The sequence below is a fragment of the Paenibacillus sp. FSL R5-0928 genome (genome assembly GCF_037970385.1).
Taxonomy (GTDB): domain Bacteria; phylum Bacillota; class Bacilli; order Paenibacillales; family Paenibacillaceae; genus Paenibacillus_AQ; species Paenibacillus_AQ odorifer.
In genome coordinates this window covers 3,392,383-3,416,586 of record NZ_CP150225.1, presented here as the reverse complement: position 1 = coordinate 3,416,586, position 24,204 = coordinate 3,392,383, and the positions used below count along the sequence as shown (strand labels likewise).

The 24,204-nt window shown below is 39.7% G+C and carries 23 protein-coding genes; 3 read left to right on the top strand and 20 right to left on the bottom strand.

The features are described from left to right. Positions 1-95: 95 nt before the first annotated feature. The 6 genes from MKZ16_RS15415 to MKZ16_RS15390 form a co-directional block, all read right to left on the bottom strand. Positions 96-2,699: an FtsX-like permease family protein gene (locus tag MKZ16_RS15415; protein WP_076105637.1), complete on the bottom strand. Its 2,604-nt coding sequence runs from the start codon at positions 2,697-2,699 to the stop codon at positions 96-98. Beyond that, positions 2,696-3,379, bottom strand: coding sequence for an ABC transporter ATP-binding protein (locus MKZ16_RS15410; protein WP_036678042.1), 684 nt, complete (start codon positions 3,377-3,379; stop codon positions 2,696-2,698). Before MKZ16_RS15410 ends, MKZ16_RS15415 begins: the two co-directional genes overlap by 4 nt. Positions 3,380-3,474: 95 nt before the next feature. Further along, positions 3,475-4,476, bottom strand: coding sequence for a HAMP domain-containing sensor histidine kinase (locus tag MKZ16_RS15405; protein ID WP_076105636.1), 1,002 nt, complete (start codon positions 4,474-4,476; stop codon positions 3,475-3,477). Position 4,477: 1 nt separating this feature from the next. Then, positions 4,478-5,161, bottom strand: coding sequence for a response regulator transcription factor (locus MKZ16_RS15400; RefSeq protein ID WP_036678046.1), 684 nt, complete (start codon positions 5,159-5,161; stop codon positions 4,478-4,480). A gap of 35 nt (positions 5,162-5,196) precedes the next feature. After that, positions 5,197-5,997, bottom strand: a complete 801-nt coding sequence (locus MKZ16_RS15395; RefSeq protein ID WP_076105635.1) for a GNAT family N-acetyltransferase — start codon at positions 5,995-5,997, stop codon at positions 5,197-5,199. Positions 5,998-6,207: 210 nt separating this feature from the next. After that, positions 6,208-6,975 carry an SDR family NAD(P)-dependent oxidoreductase gene (locus tag MKZ16_RS15390; protein ID WP_036678050.1) on the bottom strand — a complete coding sequence of 256 codons (768 nt, stop codon included), beginning with the start codon at positions 6,973-6,975 and terminating at the stop codon, positions 6,208-6,210. 257 nt (positions 6,976-7,232) lie between these two features. Here MKZ16_RS15390 and MKZ16_RS15385 point away from each other — a divergent pair, with 257 nt between their 5' ends. Next, positions 7,233-7,841: a TetR/AcrR family transcriptional regulator gene (locus tag MKZ16_RS15385; RefSeq protein ID WP_076105634.1), complete on the top strand. Its 609-nt coding sequence runs from the start codon at positions 7,233-7,235 to the stop codon at positions 7,839-7,841. A gap of 103 nt (positions 7,842-7,944) precedes the next feature. Here the strand turns inward: MKZ16_RS15385 and MKZ16_RS15380 are convergent, their stop codons facing one another. The 6 genes from MKZ16_RS15380 to MKZ16_RS15355 form a co-directional block, all read right to left on the bottom strand. After that, on the bottom strand, positions 7,945-8,262 hold the full coding sequence (locus MKZ16_RS15380) for an iron-sulfur cluster biosynthesis family protein (RefSeq protein ID WP_038570840.1): 318 nt from the start codon (positions 8,260-8,262) through the stop codon (positions 7,945-7,947). A 32-nt stretch (positions 8,263-8,294) separates the two neighbouring features. Beyond that, complete coding sequence (gene ilvB, locus MKZ16_RS15375) at positions 8,295-9,974, bottom strand: biosynthetic-type acetolactate synthase large subunit (protein WP_076105633.1); 1,680 nt, start codon at positions 9,972-9,974, stop codon at positions 8,295-8,297. A gap of 202 nt (positions 9,975-10,176) precedes the next feature. Next, positions 10,177-10,635, bottom strand: a complete 459-nt coding sequence (locus MKZ16_RS15370; RefSeq protein ID WP_036678062.1) for a DMT family transporter — start codon at positions 10,633-10,635, stop codon at positions 10,177-10,179. A 40-nt stretch (positions 10,636-10,675) separates the two neighbouring features. After that, positions 10,676-11,101, bottom strand: coding sequence for a DMT family transporter (locus tag MKZ16_RS15365; RefSeq protein ID WP_036678064.1), 426 nt, complete (start codon positions 11,099-11,101; stop codon positions 10,676-10,678). A gap of 190 nt (positions 11,102-11,291) precedes the next feature. Beyond that, the gene (locus tag MKZ16_RS15360; protein WP_076105632.1) at positions 11,292-11,693 is read right to left on the bottom strand and encodes an NUDIX domain-containing protein; all 402 of its coding nucleotides are present in this window, start codon (positions 11,691-11,693) and stop codon (positions 11,292-11,294) included. 56 nt (positions 11,694-11,749) lie between these two features. Then, on the bottom strand, positions 11,750-12,979 hold the full coding sequence (locus MKZ16_RS15355; protein ID WP_076105631.1) for an MFS transporter: 1,230 nt from the start codon (positions 12,977-12,979) through the stop codon (positions 11,750-11,752). 133 nt (positions 12,980-13,112) lie between these two features. On the opposite strand from MKZ16_RS15355, the gene MKZ16_RS15350 reads away from it, so the two are divergent. Next, positions 13,113-14,009, top strand: coding sequence for a LysR family transcriptional regulator (locus MKZ16_RS15350; RefSeq protein WP_076105630.1), 897 nt, complete (start codon positions 13,113-13,115; stop codon positions 14,007-14,009). 26 nt (positions 14,010-14,035) lie between these two features. Here the strand turns inward: MKZ16_RS15350 and MKZ16_RS15345 are convergent, their stop codons facing one another. Continuing rightward, complete coding sequence (locus tag MKZ16_RS15345) at positions 14,036-15,799, bottom strand: ABC transporter ATP-binding protein (RefSeq protein ID WP_076105629.1); 1,764 nt, start codon at positions 15,797-15,799, stop codon at positions 14,036-14,038. Continuing rightward, positions 15,792-17,333, bottom strand: a complete 1,542-nt coding sequence (locus tag MKZ16_RS15340; protein ID WP_076105628.1) for an ABC transporter ATP-binding protein — start codon at positions 17,331-17,333, stop codon at positions 15,792-15,794. Before MKZ16_RS15340 ends, MKZ16_RS15345 begins: the two co-directional genes overlap by 8 nt. Before the next feature lie 330 nt (positions 17,334-17,663). Here MKZ16_RS15340 and MKZ16_RS15335 point away from each other — a divergent pair, with 330 nt between their 5' ends. After that, positions 17,664-18,464, top strand: a complete 801-nt coding sequence (locus MKZ16_RS15335; RefSeq protein WP_076105627.1) for a polysaccharide deacetylase family protein — start codon at positions 17,664-17,666, stop codon at positions 18,462-18,464. Positions 18,465-18,538: 74 nt separating this feature from the next. Here the strand turns inward: MKZ16_RS15335 and MKZ16_RS15330 are convergent, their stop codons facing one another. The 6 genes from MKZ16_RS15330 to MKZ16_RS15305 all read right to left on the bottom strand — a co-directional run bounded on the left by MKZ16_RS15330 (position 18,539) and on the right by MKZ16_RS15305 (position 24,204). Next, a complete protein-coding gene (locus tag MKZ16_RS15330) occupies positions 18,539-19,681 on the bottom strand; it encodes a copper amine oxidase N-terminal domain-containing protein (RefSeq protein ID WP_038570823.1) in 1,143 nt (380 codons plus the stop codon). 68 nt (positions 19,682-19,749) lie between these two features. Next, positions 19,750-20,910, bottom strand: coding sequence for a DHHA1 domain-containing protein (locus MKZ16_RS15325; RefSeq protein ID WP_038570821.1), 1,161 nt, complete (start codon positions 20,908-20,910; stop codon positions 19,750-19,752). A 129-nt stretch (positions 20,911-21,039) separates the two neighbouring features. Beyond that, positions 21,040-21,267, bottom strand: coding sequence for a hypothetical protein (locus MKZ16_RS15320; RefSeq protein WP_036678084.1), 228 nt, complete (start codon positions 21,265-21,267; stop codon positions 21,040-21,042). 89 nt (positions 21,268-21,356) lie between these two features. Then, on the bottom strand, positions 21,357-22,982 hold the full coding sequence (locus MKZ16_RS15315) for a DUF4179 domain-containing protein (RefSeq protein ID WP_052097022.1): 1,626 nt from the start codon (positions 22,980-22,982) through the stop codon (positions 21,357-21,359). Next, positions 22,960-23,550, bottom strand: coding sequence for a sigma-70 family RNA polymerase sigma factor (locus tag MKZ16_RS15310; protein WP_076105626.1), 591 nt, complete (start codon positions 23,548-23,550; stop codon positions 22,960-22,962). Before MKZ16_RS15310 ends, MKZ16_RS15315 begins: the two co-directional genes overlap by 23 nt. A gap of 111 nt (positions 23,551-23,661) precedes the next feature. Then, positions 23,662-24,204 (bottom strand): GNAT family N-acetyltransferase, encoded by a 543-nt coding sequence (locus MKZ16_RS15305; RefSeq protein WP_256718494.1) that lies wholly within the window; start codon positions 24,202-24,204, stop codon positions 23,662-23,664.

Sequence of the window (24,204 nt, the reverse complement as noted above, 5' to 3'; positions counted from 1 at the left end):
TACATTATATCATAGGATTTTATAAGAATTTACATACCAACGTGTCAGATATGACACAAAAAAGCCGCGTTAAACGCGGCAATGATGGATAATAGTTATATATTTTCCTGTTTCAATGCATCGATAATGTTCTCTTTTTTCACTTTTGAGCTTGAATATAACATGGCTACGCTAACGATGATAAACACTGCCAAAATGACGCACAAGATACTCATCCACGGAAGTGTGAATCCATAAGAGAAGCTGCTCATCATTGATCTATAGATCAAGTACATAATAACGATACTAATCGGAAGCCCGTATAGTAGTGACTTTATTCCATAAAAAACACTTTCGTAATTAATCATTTTATTAAAACCATTTGGTGTCATCCCCACAGACTTCAGCATTGCGAACTCTCTTTTACGAAGGGATATGCTGGTTGATATCGTATTAAAAATATTCGCAATTGATATTAAAGTAATCAAAGCAATAAAACCATAGGTGAAAATAGACATTAACATGATCATCTGCTCACTATTTTGTCTATTTTGATACACATTTTGAACATAGATATTACGCTCTTTCATTTCCTCTATGGCTTGCTGTGTCGCTAATGGGTCTGTGCTGTTCAAGTTAAGCCGACTTTGAATATCTTTACTCATCGTATCATTTGTTAGTTTATCGAAGACTTGTTCAGAGACGATGATGTTTATTCCACCAACCATTGCTGAATGTACACCCATGGGACGTTTATCAGTTAGAGCGGCAATTTTTACGGGTAATAAATCCGTCGCTTTTTTTGTATCCCAATCCGTATAAAAAAGATCAAGCTTTTGGCCGACTTCAGAGTGAAAAGCTTTGGTCTCGACAATTTTTTTGGCTTTCTCATCCTCAAAAGTAACCGTATCATTCACAATAGCAGTCATCTGATCAAGCTTCGTTAGTTGTTCATAATTTGTGCCGACCGTTTCTGCATAGGTTTTCAAACTCTGTTCATTTAGTGCATAAATCTGAATGTAGTAAGGATATTTCCCGTTCTTTAGAACACTCTTATCCGCCTGCACAATCTCTTGCAATTCTTTCGCCATATTTTTTTCATCAATCCATGAACTCACACTAAGTTCCCTAGTCACATTATATTCCGTTATATTAGGTAATTTGGATATCGATTTCGTCAACCGATCCACTTTTTGAGCGTCCTCAGTCCCCATATATACTTGGATATCATAGTTCAACCCATCCTGTGAGAGTTCTACCGACCTTGTCATATTAGAAGTGAACGCTGATACAGATAAAAACAAAACGATACTAATGACAAGTGAGAACACGGTTGCTTGGTACCTGCGTTTATTTCTCTTTAAATTCTTCAAACCAATTTCTGCTTCAATACCAAACAATCTGCGCACGAACTTGGATGTTTTCACAGCTTTACCAGAGAGCCTAACATCGGTTGTTTGTCTGATCGCATCAATAGCCGAGATCTTTGAAGCCTTTCTGGCTGGAAGATAAGTGGATATAAAAATTGTCAGTATTGAAACTAAACAAGCGGTTAGTAGAGACAGAGGTGTAACAACTAACGTTAATTTTTCTGTTATGCCTAATACATCTTGAATCATTGAATTGATAAACATAAAAGTGATCCCGATGCCTGCTATTCCGCAAATGATCCCAATGGGGATACTAATTAAACCGATAATCATTCCTTCAAAAAACACTGAATTCTGCTTCTGCCACTTTGTAGCCCCTACGCTGGAGAGCATCCCTAAATGACGTGCACGCTCCGAGACAGAGATCGCAAAAGCATTATAGATTAATGAAACGGAACCAATGATAATCACAACCATAATGATCACTGACAATGAAAGAAGTGTGTTACGTAAGCCATCGTTATTCGTCACACCATAGTAGCGGAGCAGACTATTATTATAAGAGATCGACTCGATATTGTTTTCTTTTGCCAATTCCTCTGCATGCTTGTATATGGAGCTATCCACCTTGTTTAATACTACCGTCGCTGTGGTTTTTTCGGCTGCTCCAATCAAGCTTTCATCCACATAACTTAAGGCAGTATAGCCCGGAGACCATGTTGGTTCCCAAGTAGGACGCTTTATCACTCCCACAATCGTATAGTTCATTGGTTTTTTATGAATAATCTTTTCAAGCAGGGTGTCCTCTTCAGTCCGTAATCGTTCATTCTGAGATAGGGGTTGGCCACTATTTTCACCATCGCTAGTGACACGTTCACCAACATCAAGCGTTAAAGTTTCCCCCATCTTGTAAGTGACTTTTGCATTCTTTGCAATCTCCTCAGAAATGACTACTTCGTGGTTTGTCTTCGGGAGTCTACCTTCCAGCAGTTCAATCGGAAATTGTTTAAAACCAGCTGCATTATATTCCTTGATATACCAATAAGGTTTATTCTCATTCTTCCCACCCTCTAAAGGGGCGTAACCACGATCGTTGGAGATCACTAGTGCTTTTGTCGCATCATCTGTTTCTATCGCTTTGAGCTGAGCTTTAGTAACATTTCTATATTGGACATGCCATTCTCCATTTGTCGAGATACTTTGCTTCTTCATTAATTCCATAAAAGAAAAACCTAAGGTCGCGACAGCCGTTACCATAGCTACAGAAATAATGACTCCAATGATAGTAACCAATGTTCTTCGCTTATTCTGTTTCAAATGTCTTATAGTTAATTTGTTTACGATATTCACGGACGAATCACCTCATCTTTAGCGATCCTTCCATCTTCAATAGTAATGACCCGATCTGCTTGCAAGGCAATACGTTCATCGTGAGTAATAACAATAAGTGTTTGATTATACGTTTTATTAAACATTTTTAATAATTCAATAATTTCACTACTATTCTTGCTATCTAGATTACCAGTTGGCTCATCTGCCAGCATAATTGCAGGATTACTAATTAACGCTCTGCCTATGGATACCCGCTGCTGCTGTCCGCCTGATAGCTGATTCGGCAGATGTTTTAAACGATTGTCCAGATTCAACGCCTTCACGGTATCCGCAAACTGTTTCTTATCCACCTTATGCTGATCGAGCAGTAACGGTAGTGTGATATTCTCTTCGACCGTCAACACCGGTATGAGATTATAGAACTGATAAATCAGACCAATTTGTCTGCGTCTAAAGATCGCCAGTTGTGTTTCATTCAAATCGTAAATATCCGTGTTATCTACAAATACTTTGCCGCTTGTCGGTCTATCCACTCCACCTAATAAATGCAAAATGGTTGATTTTCCTGAGCCGGATGGTCCGATAATCGCTACGAATTCACCTTTTTTAATTGAAAACGATACGTCATCCAGAGCCTTTACTGCAGTCTCGCCTTTACCATATGTTTTAGACAGATGTTCAATCTTTAAAATATCCATTGTTAGACCTCCATTTGTTGATGAGATCAGTATATCTGTCTACAATGACTCTCCAGTGACTCTTAAGTGACATTCTAGTCACTAAGCTATAAGTGTTAAATCACTTGCTTGTAAAATTTGATCTGAAATTGTGTACCCTTCCCTACTTCACTCATCACATCAATCGTTCCGTTTTGTTCAGTGATAATACTTTGCGCCAAGGCAAGTCCAATTCCAACGCTGTCTTCGTTTGCATTTGTCCCCTTGTAGAATCGTTTGAAAATATAGGGGATCTCTGCCTTAGGAATTCCTTTGCCATTATCAGTAATGACAATTTCCGTGAACAGCGTGTTTTCTGCAAAAGAAATCGTGATCACTCCCCCAGCAGGTGTATGCTCTACACAGTTTTTCAGAATATTAATCATCGCCTCAGTTGTCCAATTGTAATCGCCTATGAATGAGGTAGCGTCTTCTCCTTCGATTTGGATCCGTTGCTCCTTAATATCCATTGGAATCAGTATGGGCTCCATAGATTTCTGAACAAGCCTCTTTACTTTTATTGAATCTTTTTTAAATTGAATGGTTCCGGCATCGATCTTTGAGAACTTTAATAATGAAGAAACCAGCCAGCCAATCCGATCGAGCTGAAGACTGATTTTCCGCGTAAATTCCATTCTTTTCTCAACGTTCAGTTCAGGGTCGCTTAATAAATCTGCCATCACGGTCATGGAGGTAAGTGGTGTTTTGAGCTGATGGGAGATGTCGGAGATCGCATTGGTAAGCTTTATTTTATCCTCTTGCAACAGCAAACGCTGCTCCGATAACATCAACGTCACCTTATAAATATCATTTTTCAGAATGCTAAGCTCGCCTTCCTGATTATCACGAACATCGAGCGAATAATTACCGCTGCTAATTTGACGTAGATACCCTGAAAGCTTCTCAATTTCGCGGTATCTCCAGCGGGTAAATAATAAACAACAACCTATAAGCAGAACTGAAGTTACCGCCGTGATCCCCATCGCCCCTGATGAAATAAATGCCGTTACTATAATCGCCAGAAGGCTGATCGTAGACATCGTTAGTAATAACCATCTAAATTCTTTGTTACGTAACATCCTAATCACCAACCTTATACCCTAAACCGCGTACTGTTTTGATTAAGGTGGGCTCTTGCGGGTTATCCTCTAACTTTTCCCGTAAGCGTTTAATATACACAGACAATGTATTATCATTTACAAATTCTCCGGCGACATCCCAAATCCGCTCTAACAATTGATTTCTGGAAAGGACTTGTCCCACATGATTAGCAAATATCAGAAGCAGACGATATTCTAATGCTGTTAGCAGAACTTCATTGCCGTTCTTATACACTTTTCCTTCTAGCGTATTAATCCGTACATTCTCTAGTTCAAAATTAGACGGGGTCTGAGCCTGCTTGTTATATCTCCTTAACACCGATTTAATGCGTGATAACAGCTCACGAATCCGAAATGGCTTAGTTATGTAATCGTCTGCTCCCATATCAAGTCCCATCACTACATTGACCTCATCATCAATCGCAGTTAAAAAGATGACCGGAATATCGCTCCGTTCCTTCACGATCTTACACAGATCATATCCGCTGCCATCCGGTAGAGAGAGATCAAAAATGCAAAGTGTTACTTCAGATATCTGCTCCGCCAACACCCTCCTAGCAGAGGTTGCATCATAACATAAAATAGTTTCAAAATGATCCTGCTGCAAGGAATATTCAAGTCCTGACGCAATGGTTCTATCGTCCTCTACGAGCAATATTTTCATATATGTTCATCCTAACCTAATAATTTGCGAAACCGTCATATTGAAAAAGCGCTACACTTATATTGATGAATTTGCTGAAATCCTAAACGAAGAGCTAGCTTTTGGGAAGCTTCATTATCTAATGAACAGTCCCAATAAGGTGTAAAACCATTTGCAAGTATATCTCCCGCTACTAAAGCCGCTAAATGGGTCCCCACTCCTCTATTCTGATACTTGGAGAGGGTTTCAATTCCGATAGCATGAGTATCCACAGTAACGAAACTAGAATAACATACACCAATGATCTCAGCTCCCTCAATAGCAGCATATCCATAGCCTGTTGCCTTAAAGCCTTTTTTCGATGACCAGAATAAATCAATATTCTCATGTACAAATTCCATGTGCTTTAAATCTAAGTTCTCCCAATCCTGTATTTTAAGATTTATAGTTCTAATCCCATTATTAAGGGACTCAGCGGGCTTGTGGAATAACTTGAACACCATTTGTTCAAAAGGATATAGCTTCCTAGAAGGAAACATCAATGCCAGATCCCATTCATCGTGTTGACCTGAGACTTCAAAATACTCCAGCCCAAGCTTTTTCATCCTCGGTGCAATATGACTGGATACATAACTATCTAAGCTTTTGATAAATATCCCATTGGTGTGATCGCCTATAATATAAAATCCTTGCATCCCCTTACTCCATACCAACGCGCTTTTCGGTGTTACAAGTTGATCTACAAAAATCCAGCCCGGATTATTTCCCTCGATGATGGAGAGAATTTCAGGATGAATAAGAGCACCTGTAAGTAACGGTTTCACTTCAATAAAATCCTGTTGAGATAATTCAAGCATATGAACACTCCTCGCCAACAATTTATCTAAATAACTGAGCAATACTTAAAAGAATAATTCCCCTTTGTATATTCTATAAGATAATTCAACAGATTGCTTATTATTAAATCCGATCCGGGTATCCTAAATAAAAAAGAATTGAACCCAATGCTTAACGCACAGGCCCAATCCTTTATTTGGAGTATCCATAATGACCGAAATCAGCTTGCATTATTGACCTATCATACCACCGTCGACTGTATATAGAGAACCCGTTACGAATGAAGCCTCATCCGACAGAAGGAAGTTCATCACAGCGGCAACTTCTTGCGGTTCACCGTAGCGACCCATTGGTGTTGCAGCTTCGTTAGCTGCCTTGTATTCTTCTGCACTTCCGAAATTATTCTCAATTTTACGCATCATTTGTGTATTGATCGTTCCTGGCAGTACCGCATTAACACGAATGCCAAGTGGTGCAAGCTCATTTGCAGCTACGCGAGTCAGACCAATTACAGCATGCTTAGACATAATGTAAGGGGCCATGCCTGGTGCGCCCATGAGTCCTGCCAGAGAAGAAGTGTTCAGAATAGCACCTGAGTTTTGTTTTTTCATCACAGGAATTACATAGTGTAGTCCAAGAAATACACCACGTACATTGACGTTGTATACAAGATCAAGTGCTTTGACGTTAAGCTCTTCGATTTGACCTGCTGGACCTTCAATTCCGGCATTGTTTGCAAAATAATCAATGGCACCAAATTTTTCTACCGCTTTATTAACATAATTCTGAACGTCTTCTTCATTAGAGACATCCGCAGCTACAGCTAAAGAGTTAGATTCATTTAAGCCTAAATCTTGGATAACATTTTTTATCGCTTCTTCATTCAGATCGACAAGTACAAGATTCAGTTTACGATCAGACAATCGACGGGCAAGCTCCTTACCGATTCCTCCTGCAGCTCCAGTAATTACAGCAGTTTTTACATATGATTCACTCATTGTATATTCGCATCCTTTGTTATGAATTGGCTATATATTATAGTCTTAGGAGATGGGATAACCTATCTCTATTACTAGAGTACACCCCATTAGTTAATCTGTTCAATAATCAGAATTTTAATCAATGTCGCCTAACCAACAGAACTGATCTCTGTGTTTACTTATGTCTAAATCTTGAACATTGGCTGATCTTTTGTTACTTTTAAAGTAGGAATTATAAATGAACGATAAAAAGATCATAGCTGGGGGTAGTTTTTTTGATACAGGAAGAGCATGAAGACAGAAGAACCAGAAGAACACGCCAAGCTCTGAAATCTGCATTCATTGAACTAATATTGGAAAATAGTTATGATTCAGTTACGATATTGGACGTGACTAATCGAGCGGATTACAATCGAGGGACTTTTTATAAGCATTTTGAGAGTAAAGAGGCTTTGCTTAACGAAATACATGATGAATTTCTACAGGGCATAGGTGAAGCGCTAATAGACCCTTATGAGGGATTGGATCGTATTGAGGCAACAGAGGTTTTCCCTTCCATTTTGCAATTGTTCGAATATATTGAGGGGCATAAAGCTGAGTTTTTGGCCTTATCCGCTGTGGAACGAGGGAAAATGACTGTTGAACTGTTCGACCGTTTACGGGAATCCATGCGTGAGGATATGCGGATTGAGATAGAAGCTGATGCTGCTCCCGTGGATTATGAAATTATGTTGAGTTACCAAATGTCTGCTACAGTAGGTGTCATTATGCACTGGGCTGAAGTCAATTTCAAATATTCGGCGAGCTATATGGCAGAACAGTTAATTACACTGGTTAACAGCAAAATAGACCATATAGCGTTTATGAAAAAATCAAATGGATAAGAAACGAAACGCAAGCAGCTAATACGGAAACAAAAATTCAAGAAACCAGAGCATTGAGAGATGATCTCAAATGCTCTGGTTTTTTAGTGTAGCAGTGCTCTACTCAGCGAATATCTTTTACTCGAATATTATTTCCTAACAGACTGGCATCACTACTTAATTTAAATGTAGGGTAATTTGCATCTGCTTCAAGTCGCATCTGTTCATCAAATAAAGATTCCTGTTGACGATCAACAAAAAATGTAAAAGGCTCTTTCTGAACTTCAATATCTGTAGCATAGGGTTCACTAATGATCTGAATTACGATCACGCCATTACAACCACAACCCTCTGTATCGAAGAACAATTTAAAATCACCTGGCCGTTCCCCAAGGTTCTCTTTTAACTTATCTACTGTTAGTGCGTTTAGTTCTATGTGCATAAGATACTCTACTCCTTATTTTGTAATTTAGACTACCCTTCAATCGATTCATCGTTGCTTGCCCCAGGCGGGACAATTGGATAGACATTTGTTTCTTCGATGACATCAAATTCCATAATAGCAGGACCTTCGGTATTCATAGCATGTTGGATTATGGCTTTAGCCTCTTCTTTAGTGCTGACTTGATAACCTTGTGCACCAAAGGATTTAGCGAGTGCGGCAAAGTCAGGTGAACTAATCTGTACGGCTGAGTATCTTTTGTTCAAGAATAGTTCCTGCCACTGACGCACCATTCCTAAATAACCATTTTTCAAAATAACTACTTTTACATTGAGCTGCAAATCTACAGCTGTCATGATTTCCTGCATATTCATTTGAAAGCTTCCATCCCCACTTATACATACAACCTGCCGTTCCGGAAAAGCAACTGCTGCTCCAATAGCTGCAGGAAACCCGTAACCCATAGTACCCAATCCTCCAGAGGTTAGAAAGGTACGCGGCTTTTTAAAATTATAGTGATGTGCTGTCCAGATTTGATGTTGTCCTACATCCGTGGAAATAATAGCATCGGAGACAGTTGCATGATCAACGTACCGAATAACGTCTTGAGGTGTCAATCTCGATTCATGATGATCTCTAAATGGTTGAATTGGACATCTGCTCCATTCATTGATCTGGTCATGCCATTCAGGAATCTTTCTATCTGATAAGCGATTAAGCATTTCCTGTAATACGTTTGTTATAGAATCACAAAGAGCTAGATCCATCTCTATATTTTTATCAAATTCAGCTTCATCTATGTCCACTTGGATTTTATACGAATGAGGAGAGAACGCTCTGCGTTTTCCTGTTACACGATCACTAAATCTGACGCCTAGACAAACTAGAACATCAGCTGCTTGTATAGCGCGGTTCGCGGCCACCGTTCCATGCATACCTACCATTCCTAAGTGCAATGGATGATCAGATGGAAACGCCCCTATACCCATCAGAGTAGAAGCAACTGGAAGATCGAGACGTTCTGCCAAATTAAGCAATAAGGAAGGGGTTTCACCTGCTACACATCCCCCGCCGATCAATAGTAAGGGTCTGGCAGCATTCCGAAGTTTCTCCGCCATCGTATCCAAGTCATTCCCATTAGACTGATTAGCAACTGAATATCCACGAATAGAAACAAATGATTGTTGTTCGGAAATTTCGTATATTATTGGAGTTGTGTCCATCATAACATTTTTAGGCAGATCAATAAGAACAGGGCCAGGACGTCCTGTAGTTGCCAAATAAAAAGCTTCATCAATGATGCGTGGGAGATCACTCTTATTCATTACTATGTAATTATGCTTCGTGATGGACATGGTCATGCCATAAATATCAACCTCCTGAAAGCTGTCTAATCCAATCATATCCGTGGGGACCTGACCAGTTAGTACGATCAGTGGAATGGAGTCCATAAAAGCTGTCGCTATTCCAGTTATAGCATTGGTGGCTCCAGGACCACTAGTTACGAGTGTAACGCCTACACTTCCTGTCGCTCTCGCGTAACCATCTGCGGCATGTACTGCAGCCTGTTCATGCCGTACTAAAATATGCTCTAATCCTTCACAATCGAACAATGCATCATATACAGGCAGTACGGCCCCACCGGGGTAACCAAAAATCGTTGAAACACCTTTCCTCAATAACAAGTCTACTAACAATTCCGCTCCCGACATTAGATAATTTCTCCTTTCCTTCTATGCTCCAGATTTACTGCTTTGGCAAAGTATAAATCGATTTTCTTCTCCTCTCGTGTGACTGCCATCACTTCTAATTTGACAGTCATGCGTCCGAGAATAGGTTATTCATAACAAAAAAAAGCATGAACCCTTATGGGTCCACGCTTACAAATTTATTAGCTCTATTTAGAGGATTGATTTAAGCCGACTTTTGAGTCTCCCGGGCACCGCCTAGCTTAAACACTAGAATACCGCCAACAATCACAAGTACTCCGACCAACTGCTTCCAAGTGAAAGGAACCTTCTCAAGCCCTAACCAGCCGAGGGAATCCCACAATAAAGCGAATCCAAGCTGAGAGATTAACACGATAGAGATCGCATAGGTTGGTCCAAGCCGCTTGGTCCCTTGCACGAGACAGATTACAACTCCCACTCCGATCAATCCGCTGATCCAATACCAGGGCTCCATGTTTCGCAAAGTAAATATACGGTTGCCTTCAAAGATAAGACTCATGATAAAAGAAGCCAGAAATCCCATGCCTAACACTAATGTCGTTGTAGCCCAAGATCCAACCTTCTCATTAACCTTCGTATTAAATATATTTTGCAGGCTCACTAGTGAGCCCGCGATAAGCGCTAATATCAAACCTATAATCATAACTTCATTCCTCCATTTATCGATTATCCATCAGGATCATTTAGAATTTCAGGATCACGACGCCAGCAATCATTAACGCGATACCGATAAATTGTGGCAGTCTCATCTTTCGTTTTTCCATCCCGAACCAGCCTTTAATATCGATGATGAAGGTCAAGCATAGCTGAGCAATCAGCAATGTGGATATCGTAAACGTTACACCAATCTGCTGAATAGCTGTTACCTCACTGAAAATAATGACTGCGGCAAAGGCGCCGCCAATCAAATATAAAGGTTTTACCTGTTTAAAGCCCTGTGATTTGCCATCTCGGACGAATAGCAGGATTAATAAGGACATTATAAACCCAGTTAGCTGTGTAATTGTCGCAGCTTGCCAAGTCCCAATATCTTGACTAATTCGAGCATTAGATACTCCTTGCAGAGTGATACAAGCCCCCGCTAAAAACGCAAATATAATTCCTCTCATTTCTCTCTCTCCTCAACTTCGATCTCTTACATATTAAAAAGCAATTCAGGCCTTTAAAAAAGGACATCTGTCCTAAACCAAAATAAACGATGTTGTTGCCCCTATAAGCCTTTCATATATTTTCAAAAAAAAGACCGCCTCAAGCCATCTCTTAGGCTTAAAACGGGCTTTCAGAACTTTAAATTGTGGATTAGGAAAGTAATTTATGCTCATGCAATTGATCAAAAATGATCTGTGTAACGACTGAAACACCATTTCGATCCTTATAAGATAACCAGGATAACTCTTCAATTTCCGACGCAGGACTAAGTGTACCTTCAAAATCGGCGATATAACATGTCATTTTAACTATGACGCCTTCAGCTTTACCGTGAGCTTCCGCTTCAAAGGTTCCAAAATAGGAGATGGTTTCTGTTTTAATACGAACAGAGATCTCTTCCTCGATTTCGCGCACGAGCGTCTCCTCGTCTGTTTCTCCAGCTTCTCTTTTTCCTCCAGGCAAATAATAGGTATCTTTCCCTTTGGAACGCGCACACAAAACTTGTCCATTCTGAATATGAATCCATGCAATTTTATCAATGATTGTAGTCATACAGTTCTCCCCATATTTTTTTCTAATAATTATATCATACAGCCAAGACCATCTATTTATACAACGTCTATATTTGATTTTTGTATGTGCAGCTTAGCTTTGGCCTGAGGTACATGATGAAGCAAATAGTACGCAGCAAGAGAAAGAAGTGTTACTCCCCCCGCAACCTCATACATCATTCGGTAATCCGTATAAGAAGCAATTAAACCCATGAAATACGAGCCCGCTCCATAACCCAAATCAAAAAACAAGAAAAAGGTCCCATTCGCACTACCTCTACGATCTTTAGCCGCTAATTTAAGCGCAAGAGTCTGGAAACATGGCATAAGTGCACCATATCCAATTCCCATAATGACACCAGACATCATTAACATCAAACCAGACCGAGCTTGACTTAAACTAAGCAATCCAACGGCGAAGATTAGAATTCCGGGATAGATGAGAATATGCTCATTATATTTATCGAATACTTTACCTATAACCGGGCGAAACAATACAATCATAATTGCAAAAGCCACAAAAAAATAACCAGTAAGCTGTGATTGATGAATTTCTTTCGTAAAAGAAGCTATAAATCCAGACAAGGAGCTGTAGGAAAAAGCAAGCGTAAATCCGACAAGTGAAATCGGCAAGGCTTTTGGCTCGATTACGTCTCTCCAGCGGAGCCCTTTTCGCGTCTTCGCAGGTTCCTTAATAGCTTCAATAACGTTAGCCTTATCTTCTTTTGGCATCCGAACACCTAACGTGAATAACAGCGAAAGAGCAGCAATCACACATACGCCTAACAGTAATACATTAATATTCTCATCTTTCCAGAGAAAAAGCCCCAATGCGGGTCCAATGACCATAGCAATGCTCATAAACATGCTAAAATAACCGATGCCTTCTCCTTGACGTGAATAAGGAATTAGCGTCGAGGCTATTGTACTTGTAGCTGTAGAGGCAACAGCATAACTCATTCCGTGTAGGAAACGAATCACCAGGAATAATACAATTCCATTAGATCCGAAGTAACCAATACAGGCGATTAGAAAAATGGTTAGGCCAATAACCGCCATTTTCTTTTTACCGAATTTATCGACCCATTGTCCCGAAAAAGGACGGATCAACACTCCCCCTATTACATAGATAGTAATCGCTAACCCCATTTGCTGCTGATTCCCGTGCAAACTTTCCTTTACGTATAACGGGAATGCAGTTGCCAGAATGTAAAAGGTCAGGAACATAAAAAAACTACTTAAGCAAACAACAATAAAATTGCGGGTCCATATTTTCTCTCTAATCACAACAGACTCTCTCCATCCTACCTATAACTTTTTATATGTTACAATAGTATAGGACTGAAAATTAATTAAGTAAAATACATATTATATGATCGATAGATCACATTAGAGTTATAAGTAAAGTGAGGTTTTTGTTATGGAATTCCTTCAGCTTCAATATTTTCAGGCAGTTGCACGCCATGAACACATGACTAAGGCCGCAAAAGAATTAAATGTATCTCAGCCCTCCCTTAGTAATTCCATACAGCGTTTAGAGAAAAACTTAGGTGTTCCCTTATTCGAGCGACAAGGCAGAAATATAAAATTGAACGAATTCGGCAAAACCTATCTGCAACGCGTCGAGCAAGCTTTTATGGAACTTGAAGAAGGACAGCGTGAGCTCACAGATATGGCTGGACTTGAACATGGAGTAATTTCCATTGCGGCCACACTCCCGTATGTATTGCCCACTTTACTAAAAGAATTTCTTACCCTTCATCCGCATGTACGGATCATCCAACGCCAGCTTGGCTCTGCGTTAGAAATGAGAAATGATTTAGAGAGTGCAGCGATTGATTTTTGCATATCATCTACACCTGTTACCGGACCAGATATCGAGTGGCATACCTTAGCAGAAGAAGAATTATGTTTAACTGTGCCCAAGAACCATCACTTTGCTAATCGAAAGAGTATTTCTTTGATAGAAGCTGCAGGTGAGAATTTCATTTCTTTATCTTCTAGATATAATTTCCGTGAAATTTCAGATGAATTTTGCCGACAAGCTGGATTTGAACCTCAAATTACGTTCGAGCTTGAAGAAGTAAGCGCCATTCAAACCCTAGTAGAAATGGGACTAGGAATCACCTTCACCCTCCCTCTCTCCTTAGGCAGAAGAAGTCAAAATACCGAAATTGTTCAATTAAAAATAACAGATCCGCTATGTCAACGCTCTTTTGGCATCGCATGGAGCAGAAAGCACTTTTTATCGCAAGCAGCTATACATTTCCGGAAATTTGCTGTGGATTTTTTTAGTAAACCTCATGAATATAATTAAGGTGAAAACTACTATGCTAAGCATTTTTAGTTATACCAAGATGATTGTAAAGCGTACATATCTGCATAAATCCCTTTATTATTTATTAAGTCTTGATGCTGCCCCACTTCAGCTATACTTCCATTATCAATAACATAGATCGTATCCACATTTTTCGCCCAGCCCAGTCTATGTGAAATGAAGATGGCAGCTTTATCTTGGCAGATATCTAATAATTGTGTATAGATCTGCATCTCAGCATTCGGATCAATCGCAGAAGTAGGTTCGTCAAACACTATAAGATCCACATCATTATATAACGCACGCGCTATCGCCAGCTTTTGCCACTGTCCGCCTGATAGCTGCCTGCTTCCTTCAAGCATTTGACCTAACCTTACATCTAGTCCCCCTAATTCGTAAAACAAATCCATCAGCTCACATTTTTCCAGAATACTTAGTATTTTCACATCGTCCGGCGAAGATTTGGCATCCCCCAACAGGATGTTTTCTCTTAGTGTCAGTTCGAATTTAATAGAATGCTGGTACACGACGGATACTTTACCTTGAGGTTCTGGACTGTCTTTCCAGTAAATAGATCCAGAACTAGCAGTGTACTGCCCTAATAACAATTTGATCAAGGTAGACTTTCCTGCTCCATTTTCTCCAACGATGGCTATTTTCTCACCGGGCTTTATGACCATATTGATGTTAGATAAAACATACTTACTGGATTTGGCGTATTTAAAATAGACATTTGAAACGGTAATAGGAAGCATAGCTTCAGAGCTGTTATTGATATTATTTTTTCGAAAATCTCTATTTTTATAGGTAAGCACTTCATTTAAGTCATATAATTTACTGCTGCTGATGTAAAGCTTGCTTAGCGGCCAGGTCAAACTCATGATTTTACCACCACAAGTTAACAAAGCCAGAAATAATACTGAGATTGTCCCCACAATAACTGTATTTGACTCCCCCATTTTACTTAACAGATAGACCAATACGATAAAAATAGCACTCGTCTGAACCATAGCCACAATCATCCCTGTTTTGATTTCGAATTTCCTCGCACTATACCTTTTATCATGCTGCTTCTTCATAAGCTTTGCCCAGAGATCCGTAAAATAGGAGATAGAGTTATAGATTCGCATTTCCCTAATCGCATTAGGATCTTCCAAAGTTACAGCTAGATAATCCCCCATTCTTCCGTCAAAAGTAAGCTCTCGCCCTGTTCTTCTAACTTTAATCTCAGTAAACATTCGAAAAGATAAAGTAGATACGATCATTAAACCCACCACCAGTGTGACTAAAAAATATCCACTTGTAGCCGATAACCAGATGATACTTATAAGTCCTGAGATATTTCCTACACTGGACACCAAAAAACCAGTAATTCCCTCTAAATCTTCTCCAACTATTGTTTTAGCTCTTTGCAGCTTGTTCCCAAACTCTTCATCATCAAAATCCTCAAAGTCAACTTGGTTTGCAATATCTATCAGCTCGGATTGGAAAGCGAGAGTTAGTTCCGCATTCATTCGACTTTTCATTATGTTGGTTATACTCAATGAACAGGCTTGTACTCCATGAATTAAAACAAACCATAGAATCGGAATAAAGGTTATCGCACCAGCAGCTACTGCATTAATGATATGAACTTGAACAGAATACGAGTAAAAAGTTAATAATCCACTGATTATAGGAACTATGATCGTTATTGTTGAGATTACTGGACTTATTCCAATCATCCGTGCCAGTATCGTTAAAATATTCTTAAGGTCTCTTCTCAGCAGAATCTCTCCTTTCTCAGCCATATAAAGAGGACTGGCGGTTAAACATTCCCCTGTACTTACCATCCAAAATCATTAATTCTTCATGTGTTCCACTTTCAACGATTTGTCCATGCTCAAACAGAAAAATTCTATCAACAAATTTGGACATATATAGCCGATGTGTCACAATAATGGAGGTCTGCTGCTCTCCTAATTTCATAAAGGTTTCAAACGCCTGCTGTTCCGCGTAAGGATCGAGGGCTGCAGTAGGTTCATCAAAAATCGTAAGCGAGCCGTTGTTGAGATAAGCACGTGCAATCGCAAGTCTTTGCCATTGTCCACCAGACAGATCGATCCCCCCAAACTGTGGACCTACTAAAGTGTCCAACGCAACACCATAGGAATCAGCTTCTGCTTTTCTCATCGCAGCTAATAATCTTGAATCGTCATACATGGCAGCAATATTCCCCATGGCTATGTTTTCTCGAATTGGTCTATGTAATTTAGTGAAATCCTGAAATACAACTCTCACACCCTTTGTGACGTTATGAGCCAGAACTTCCTGCTCTCCATTAAACCACTGGATGTTTCCCGCTGTTGGATGATATAACCCTGCTATCAGCTTGATGAGCGTGGATTTTCCTGAACCATTCTCACCTACAAAAGCAACTCGTTCACCAGGTTTGAGGATCATGTTTATATTTTTAAGCGTGTCCTCTGCATTGGTTGCATAACGATAATTCAACTGCTGAATTGTGATCTGCATCGCATCGGTATTCCTTATGGAATCTTCCGGATCTCTTTGAACTTGCTCTTCAAGTTCCAAATACGCACTATACTCATTGAAGCGCAAGCGACTTTTGGTCAGATCAGAATACATCCTTGTTAGTGCAGGAATGACAATAAATAATTGACTAGATATCTGAAGTAATAATACGAAAAGTCCGGCGCTCTGCCCGCTACCTCCAAGCGTAATTGCTAAAATAGCAATCGTAAGCCCGTTTAATAAAGTCATTATTATACTTTGGGAGAAGCTTAAGGTCTCAGATAAAATAACTTTTCGGTGCATTTGTTTGAAATTTCCATTGAAGATTTCTTTCATTGTGGTAACCAAGTAGGAGGACATTCCGTACATTCTTACTTCCGGGAGGGTATTTCTACTAACCAGCAAATCAACGATATAATTAATCATTCGTACAGAGGAGGTTTGATTCGCTGAAATGGCCTCTACTTTCCGAGACATCCATCTCATGAGGTAAAGCTGCAGAATTTGTACAACTAAAATGAACACTGCCAGGATATAAAAGCCATAACAGGATAGAACTACGATTAGTGCGATTAATGTTATAAAGTGGATTGTCACTCCGGTCCATTGATCTAATAAATCGATCAGGGAAAGCCGTTTTGCTTTTTCTCTAATCGTTTTTGTTGCGGGGTCTTCCAATAAAGCCGTCGATAATTTAGAGGTCTTAGCCAAAATACTATGTTCCAGTTCATAAATACTGGTTGCCGTTAAATTGGTTACAGAAATGGCTCGAAGAGAACCATTGATGCCAGCCAGATATAAAATTAACATCAGTGAACTTACCAATAGTAAGATATGTAGGTAGGCGTTAGTCGTGAAGTTCTGAATGAGGTCAACCACATATTTCGTTATGAACAGCTCTGCAAATAGAATTGGTGGGCTCAGCAGGTTAGTGATAAAATATAAAAGTGAGTTTCTTTTGTCTTTTACATAGAGCAGTTTTACAACGTAGAGAAAGTCAGGCAGATAGCATCTCTCCTTAAGTGTATATTTTTCACTGAAAACTCTTTCCTTTTTAAACGTGGAATCTGATTATAACGTTAATTGTTTATAATTGGAAGAAGTAATTTCGAGATTACCAAATTATAGGAGTGTGAATTCATGAAACTTCAATTCAACTTATTCCCAGGCGGATTATCTAAGGCGCTCACTATGAGCTATGATGACGGCCAGAAACACGATATCCGCTTGGCTGGTATTTTTGATCAATATGGAATCAAAGGGACCTTCCATTTAAATAGTGCAATGATCAATGCACCTGGGTTCTTATCGCCCGCTGATGTTAAGCATTCGCTCAGGAATCATGAAGTGTCCGCCCATTCCGTTACTCACCCACATCTAGAGCGTCTTCCTTTACCGATGGTAATTGAAGAGCTGTTCGAAGACCGTAAACGATTGGAAAAGCTGGTGGATTATCCAGTGCGAGGCATGTCCTACCCCTACGGTACATACTCTCAGGAGATAATTGCACCACTTCAGTCCGTAGGAATTGAATACAGCCGCACTGTTCACTCTACTAAACAATTTGATATGCCTCTTAATTTCATGGAATGGCATCCAACCTGCCACCATATTGAAGATCTGCATCAGGTTTGGGAGCGATTCACAATGGAAGGACCCTCCCAGAAACTAAGACTCTGTTATGTTTGGGGCCATAGCTATGAGTTCGCACAGCAGAACAATTGGGAGCTAATCGAAACCTTTTGCCAACAAGCAGGTGGACATACAGATATTTGGTACGCTACTAATATTGAGATTTATGATTATGTCACTGCCCTGTATTCACTGAAATTAAGTGCCGACAAAACGATTATCCGCAACAATTCTGCCATAGATGTTTGGGTATCTATAAATGATCAACCCGTTCAGATTAAGGGTGGAAGTATGATGACGACGAAATAATCATAAATACATAAAAAAGAGCGATGTTCAACATCGCTCTTTTTTTGTACTAATTATATTGATGTGATTCCGAATTATTTCGCTTGAAGTGTATATGTCACTGTTTTTGCTTTTTCCTCAAGGATTGGCGTGTAGGTGAAGGTCAGTACATTCCCCTTACGGCTTTTCATCCCTAACATTCTGCTCAGAATGTATTGATCTCTGCCATCATTTACTTTATCCCATTCTTTACGATCCTCACTAGTAATCAGTTGTTCACTGAGATTGACGATTTCTCCTGTACTGCTGTAGACAATATATAATTGTGTTGTATCTAATAAGCGAACGAGTGCCACATCCTCCGCGGCGTACTCCACTATGAAATCACCGGTTGCCCCGGTTAATTTCTCCATCTCAAACAACTTGCCCAAACCGCCATCCTTAGTAATATACTGAACGTTCTTCCCATCGGTCATATACACCTGAGTGGAGGGCACTTGAGGCGCATGAGGATAAGCAGAGATCATATAATGATAATCCATTTGCTGAATTATTGTACCTGCTTGAACTAGTACCTGATAGCTGTTGCTGAAATCATTAAACATAGCATAGTGATTGTCTGTTAACTGGAGCAAGTACTTGCCATTTCCAAATTTCTTGATCTCAAATCCATGATTGTAAGCGGATCCCTTGAGCGGTAGTTGGCCAATAATTACTGGTTTCCCAGCTGCTGTAGCCCGGTAATATAAATCACCGTTTTTTTGAGATATCCAATAGGATCTTCCTTCTACAGAAGCGGCAACAAATCTAGGTTCATCAACGATGTGGATAATTCCATCCGTTTTATTTAGCCCCGCTTTACCCCCAAGTACACTGACCGCAGAGACCAATGGCACGTACAACGAACCTTTTATGATACGTGGAGATTTTGTTAATCCCATCGCTCCCCCGTTCACTTTTGACGTTGTAGCACCCGCAGTGAAGATGACTTCACGCTCTGGACGTACCAGCTTGGCCGTTTTTAATTTTTGATCCCACGATAACGTATAACCCATAGCATCTGCAAGTGATTTCAAAGGTACAAAAGTTGTATTCTCCGCGATGACTTGTTTACTGCTGATTCCAATTTCTTTATAGTTGAATTGAATTTGCTTGTCTGCTTGCGCAGATGCCGATCCATACCCAGTACTTAAAATCAAAACAGCAAAGATCCCTAGCGTTACTTTCCATTTATTCATTTCTATCCGTCTCCTTCGACATTATAATCATATGTAATTAGACGGAAGATAATGGAAAAAGTTTCATTTCACCCTCTAGCAAACTCATAAAAAGCCAAAGCATCCTCCCGAGTTGGGAATCCTGCTTGCGCCAGTTTATCGCTGCCCCCGCCTTTACCGTTGTAGCTGCCTAGATGAGCTTTGAAAAAAGCTCCACAGGAAATCTCCAGGCTCCCATTCTGCGCAAACACAACCTTATTCTCCGCAGAAGTAGCTAATAATACAGGAAGATCACATTTCGAAGTCAGCTTATTAGCTAAGCTCTGTAGATCTTTTAGCGATTTATCCTCAAATACTTGTGCGATTATCTTTCCCGCTTGCTCATTTAAAAGCTCTTGCACGACATAGTCGTCATTTTTTTCTTTAAGCAGGTTAATTTCAGCTTGCAGAAGCTTTTGTTCATTTTCCCATTTTTCAATTCGATCGATAATTTCATCTTTGCCTGTATTGAATTTGGAAGATAGTGTACCAAGGATTTGCTGACTGGTATTAAATTCCTCTAAAGCCCGGTATCCACATTTAAAATAAATCCGCGTATTCCCTTTTATTTTTTCAGCTTTCAGAAGCTTAATCATTCCAATTTCACCTGTTGAGGACACATGTGTCCCCCCACAAGCGTTGTATTCAACATCTTTGATCTCAACAATCCTGATGTTCTCTGTCACTTTTGGCTGTTTAACCAATTTAAGCTGTGAAGCCTCTTCCCCTGTTACGAAATAGCTGAGAATATTGTGATTTAAGTAAATCTGCCGATTAACTTCTCTCTCTATCGAGGACAGTTGACCAGCATTCAGTTCTGGCACTTCTATATCAATGGTGCAATAATCCTCACCTAAATGAAAGCTTAAGGTCATAAAGTTATGTTTTTCTAGACAAACCGCTGAGAGCAAATGCTGGCCACTATGCTGCTGCATATGGTCAAATCTTCTATTCCAATCGAGCTGGCAAGCTACCGATTCATCATTAGGTAAACGTTCCAGCTTATGTAGTACAAGCTCTTCCTCACTGATTACATCAAGCACAGGAATTCCCTGAATAGATCCTAGATCACAGGGTTGTCCACCACCATGCGGATAAAAAGCCGTCTCCTCCAAAAGAACATAAAGACCATCTTCTCGTTCTATGGTTTCAGTCACACGGGTTTGCCAATCAGTCAGGTATGTTGAATTGTAGTATAATTTGTTGGTCATAAATGGTTTCCTCTCTTTTTTACGTTATCGACATATTAAGTTTATAGTATCATAACGGATAGTGTGAATCTTATTATTTCAAAAAAACCAGCTCCACGCAAAAGCTGCGTAGAACTGGTATTAGGGTAATTAACAAGAACAAGTAGCATCTTTTAAATTTCTAATGGCAATTGCATTTAGTCGAAGCGCTTCTACTATTGAGTCTCTTACTGCTAACAATTCAAATCTTTCACGACTGCCAATAGGCAACCTGCAAAGAATGGCTTCAATTCTTTTAAGACTTTCTTTCAGAATCACTCTTTGCTTACGCAATGCGTTCAAAGCTCTTTGAATTTTTCTCTTCTCTGCAGCAGTCATAAACTACCACCTCTTTTCGATTGTGATAGTATATGAGATGCTTATTCCCCCTTATTTGCTTGTACAATCCGGAAACCAAATAACTATATTTACTCTTTTTTGCTAGCTTCCATGATAGGAACGGACCAGTCTACATTAGTATACATTCGATTGTTTATCGTGCGTATTAATTGAAGCTGCTCGGGAATTTGTGTAAGGCCTTCGGCACGGAATTGGAAATATTTCTTTTGATTATTTGACTGAGATTGAACAATTATAATATATCCATCCTTCCATCCTTCCCCTTTGATAGAATGCGCTCCTTGTTTAGTGAGTTTGTATTCCTTGCCATCCATTGTCTTGAACATCCATTCATCATTCATAAATTCATTTTTCAATCTTCCGCTAAAATGTAATACACCTTCCTTCGCTGATACATTGTTATCGGGAGACGATTCCACTATAAAATCATTTAACATCAGCTCATCCCCGTCAAAAGCAAAGGGAATCGGATGTTCTTTCAACTTGGCTGGCTCAAATTGCACACTAGAACCATCCTTCTCTGGGATAAAATATCCATCCAATACGAAAGTATAAGGCGTATCCTGTGGTAAATATTTAAACGTATAGCTCCAGTGCATAAGTCCCTTTGTTGCCCCGGGAATGTTAGAGTAGGACATAACGCTGTTCTTATTAGGAAACTTTCTAGCATTAACACTGTGAATCTCTTCTCCTACTGTATCCTCAAAATGGAATTTCAAACCTTGTTGCTTCCATAGTTCGCCTGGAGAACGGGTCAACGCCTCTTCACTCAATTGAGTATCGAACTCAAAACGAACACCTTGCACCATATGAGTTAATTTATTCAAGGTCACAGTTAAACCGTCCGGGGAGGTGTAGCTACCCGTTAGTGGCATGGAGGTCGTTTGTTTATTCGCTTCCGTCATATCCATCGAAAAATTGAAATTCCAATCGCCTTTAAGAGTAGGGATGTTCTTGCGTTCACTTCCCAATTCAGTAATATGACCTTCGACCGTAATTCGATCAGTTTGCAGAGGTTCAGTGAAATTAGCGATCAAATAGTAAAAGTCACTGGTAAATCCTATATCGTATAACTCCCCAACAACCTTCCCTTGATCATCCTTAATCGCAATACTGTTCCCATCATTAAGGGCCAAGCGTTTTTTATCATGCTTTCCATCCGGTCCAAACAACTGTAACGCAACAATTACCCGTGTAGGATCTGCCACCGCTTCATCTATTTTGATAGTGTAGCCCTTATCCTTCACCTTAATATTAGGATGTTCTACTAACCCAAATTCTTGTGCTCGTAGAAGGCCAATGTCCATGTTGTTTTTTACAAAAAGAGAACGTAAAGTCTCTGCCAGTGTAGGAACGGAATATAAGATCACGGCACTTAGTACAACCAGTAACAACGCCGCGCCCATAAATAATCTCAGCAACTTATTGCGCTTCGGATGCTTGCGATTCCTTTGTGTTGGAGTAAATTCCTCAAGCTCAACTTGTTCCAAAGAAGCCATTACTTGAGCAGTAAATGAATCTGGTAAGCGCTCTTCATACATAGCCTGCGACCATTCAGCTTGTTCTTCAAGCTCTGCTTCGTAGATCATATTACAATGCGTACAAGTTGCCATATGTTCAGCTACGGCTTGATCTCGTAAGATAGATTTGCTTAAAATATATTCTTCGATCTCATAGGAATTTAAGCACCTCATCGGTCTTCACCTCCTGGAGTGTAATTAGCTGCTTCAAACGCTGTTTAGCCCGGTATAAATCATTTTGAATCTTGCTTAATGGAACATCTAGAACCATACACATTTCTTCGTAGCTTAAATCATTGGTATAACGAAGCAGTAAAGCCGTACGATAATTAGACGGGAGCTTCTGCATCAGGTGAAGCAGCTCTGTGCGATGCTCCGATCGCATTAATTCTTCTTCTGGATTATCTGAAAGAGAATGTTCGGCATTGTTGTCCGGCAAGCTCGCTGTTGGTCGGTCTTTTTTCCACAAATCCTTCAGTAAATTAGTCGCGATAGCATATAGCCACGCCGCAAAATTCTTATCCAAATCATGTGAGGCCAGCTTGCGGTAAGCTTTAATAAAAGTCTCCTGCGTTATGTCTTGTGCATCTTGATGATTGGCTCCCATTCCTCGCATAAGCCCATAAATTTTATTCTTATATCGATTTACAAGATACGAATAGTCTTCTTTATGTCCATCGAGAATATTTTGGATCCATAGCCTCTCATCCTCTTTTTCAACTTTCGGTACATGTCCCTTCACCTTGAAGCCTCCTTGAAGCACGATACTGTATAGACGATCCCTATTTAAAAAACTCTCACTTTATACAAAAAAAAGTAGATCTTCAAATAAAACGAAGACCTACTGTGTAATCTACCGATTACGTTTTAGAACAAAATACAACAATTGATCACGAAGTTCAGCGTCCTGCTCAAACGCTAATCGCTCTAGCAGCATTAAGGATCTAACATTCTCTGGCTCAACTGTAGCGTCAATACTAGTAAACCCCAATTTCAAGAATCCCAAATCAATAATCTCTTTCATCACTTCGTACATGTAGCCTTTGCCCCAGAACGCTCTGGATAAATCATAGCCTACCTCTGCTGTAAATTCATTGCCTACTCTTCTTAAATAATGATATCCGCAGGTGCCGATAAACTCATTATTCGCTTTTTCGAACATTCCCCATCTACAACCCGAATCGTCCAAATGATACTGAATGATCTCTTCAGCTTCTTTTAGATCTTTGCAGGGCTCAATGTCCATATATCTAGTTACTTCTTCATCAGAAAAATGTCTAAAGACTACATTTGCATCCTCTAGATTTAAAATCCGCAATTCAATTCTTTCTGTATGCAACGCAGGAAACACAATACTTTGATCGTTCAACTTAACACCTTCCATTTCTAAAGCCAT

What these genes read in the sequence shown, in the direction of transcription:
- MKZ16_RS15410 (WP_036678042.1), bottom strand. Translation starts at nt 3,379, where the DNA reads ATGGATATTTTAAAGATTGAACATCTGTCTAAAACATATGGTAAAGGC.
- MKZ16_RS15405 (WP_076105636.1), bottom strand. Translation starts at nt 4,476, where the DNA reads ATGTTACGTAACAAAGAATTTAGATGGTTATTACTAACGATGTCTACG.
- MKZ16_RS15400 (WP_036678046.1), bottom strand. Translation starts at nt 5,161, where the DNA reads ATGAAAATATTGCTCGTAGAGGACGATAGAACCATTGCGTCAGGACTT.
- MKZ16_RS15395 (WP_076105635.1), bottom strand. Translation starts at nt 5,997, where the DNA reads ATGCTTGAATTATCTCAACAGGATTTTATTGAAGTGAAACCGTTACTT.
- MKZ16_RS15390 (WP_036678050.1), bottom strand. Translation starts at nt 6,975, where the DNA reads ATGAGTGAATCATATGTAAAAACTGCTGTAATTACTGGAGCTGCAGGA.
- MKZ16_RS15380 (WP_038570840.1), bottom strand. Translation starts at nt 8,262, where the DNA reads ATGCACATAGAACTAAACGCACTAACAGTAGATAAGTTAAAAGAGAAC.
- ilvB (WP_076105633.1), bottom strand. Translation starts at nt 9,974, where the DNA reads ATGTCGGGAGCGGAATTGTTAGTAGACTTGTTATTGAGGAAAGGTGTT.
- MKZ16_RS15370 (WP_036678062.1), bottom strand. Translation starts at nt 10,635, where the DNA reads ATGATTATAGGTTTGATATTAGCGCTTATCGCGGGCTCACTAGTGAGC.
- MKZ16_RS15365 (WP_036678064.1), bottom strand. Translation starts at nt 11,101, where the DNA reads ATGAGAGGAATTATATTTGCGTTTTTAGCGGGGGCTTGTATCACTCTG.
- MKZ16_RS15360 (WP_076105632.1), bottom strand. Translation starts at nt 11,693, where the DNA reads ATGACTACAATCATTGATAAAATTGCATGGATTCATATTCAGAATGGA.
- MKZ16_RS15350 (WP_076105630.1), top strand. Translation starts at nt 13,113, where the DNA reads ATGGAATTCCTTCAGCTTCAATATTTTCAGGCAGTTGCACGCCATGAA.
- MKZ16_RS15345 (WP_076105629.1), bottom strand. Translation starts at nt 15,799, where the DNA reads ATGGCTGAGAAAGGAGAGATTCTGCTGAGAAGAGACCTTAAGAATATT.
- MKZ16_RS15340 (WP_076105628.1), bottom strand. Translation starts at nt 17,333, where the DNA reads ATGTTAATTTTATATCTGGCTGGCATCAATGGTTCTCTTCGAGCCATT.
- MKZ16_RS15335 (WP_076105627.1), top strand. Translation starts at nt 17,664, where the DNA reads ATGAAACTTCAATTCAACTTATTCCCAGGCGGATTATCTAAGGCGCTC.
- MKZ16_RS15330 (WP_038570823.1), bottom strand. Translation starts at nt 19,681, where the DNA reads ATGAATAAATGGAAAGTAACGCTAGGGATCTTTGCTGTTTTGATTTTA.
- MKZ16_RS15325 (WP_038570821.1), bottom strand. Translation starts at nt 20,910, where the DNA reads ATGACCAACAAATTATACTACAATTCAACATACCTGACTGATTGGCAA.
- MKZ16_RS15320 (WP_036678084.1), bottom strand. Translation starts at nt 21,267, where the DNA reads ATGACTGCTGCAGAGAAGAGAAAAATTCAAAGAGCTTTGAACGCATTG.
- MKZ16_RS15315 (WP_052097022.1), bottom strand. Translation starts at nt 22,982, where the DNA reads ATGAGGTGCTTAAATTCCTATGAGATCGAAGAATATATTTTAAGCAAA.
- MKZ16_RS15305 (WP_256718494.1), bottom strand. Translation starts at nt 24,204, where the DNA reads ATGGCTTTAGAAATGGAAGGTGTTAAGTTGAACGATCAAAGTATTGTG.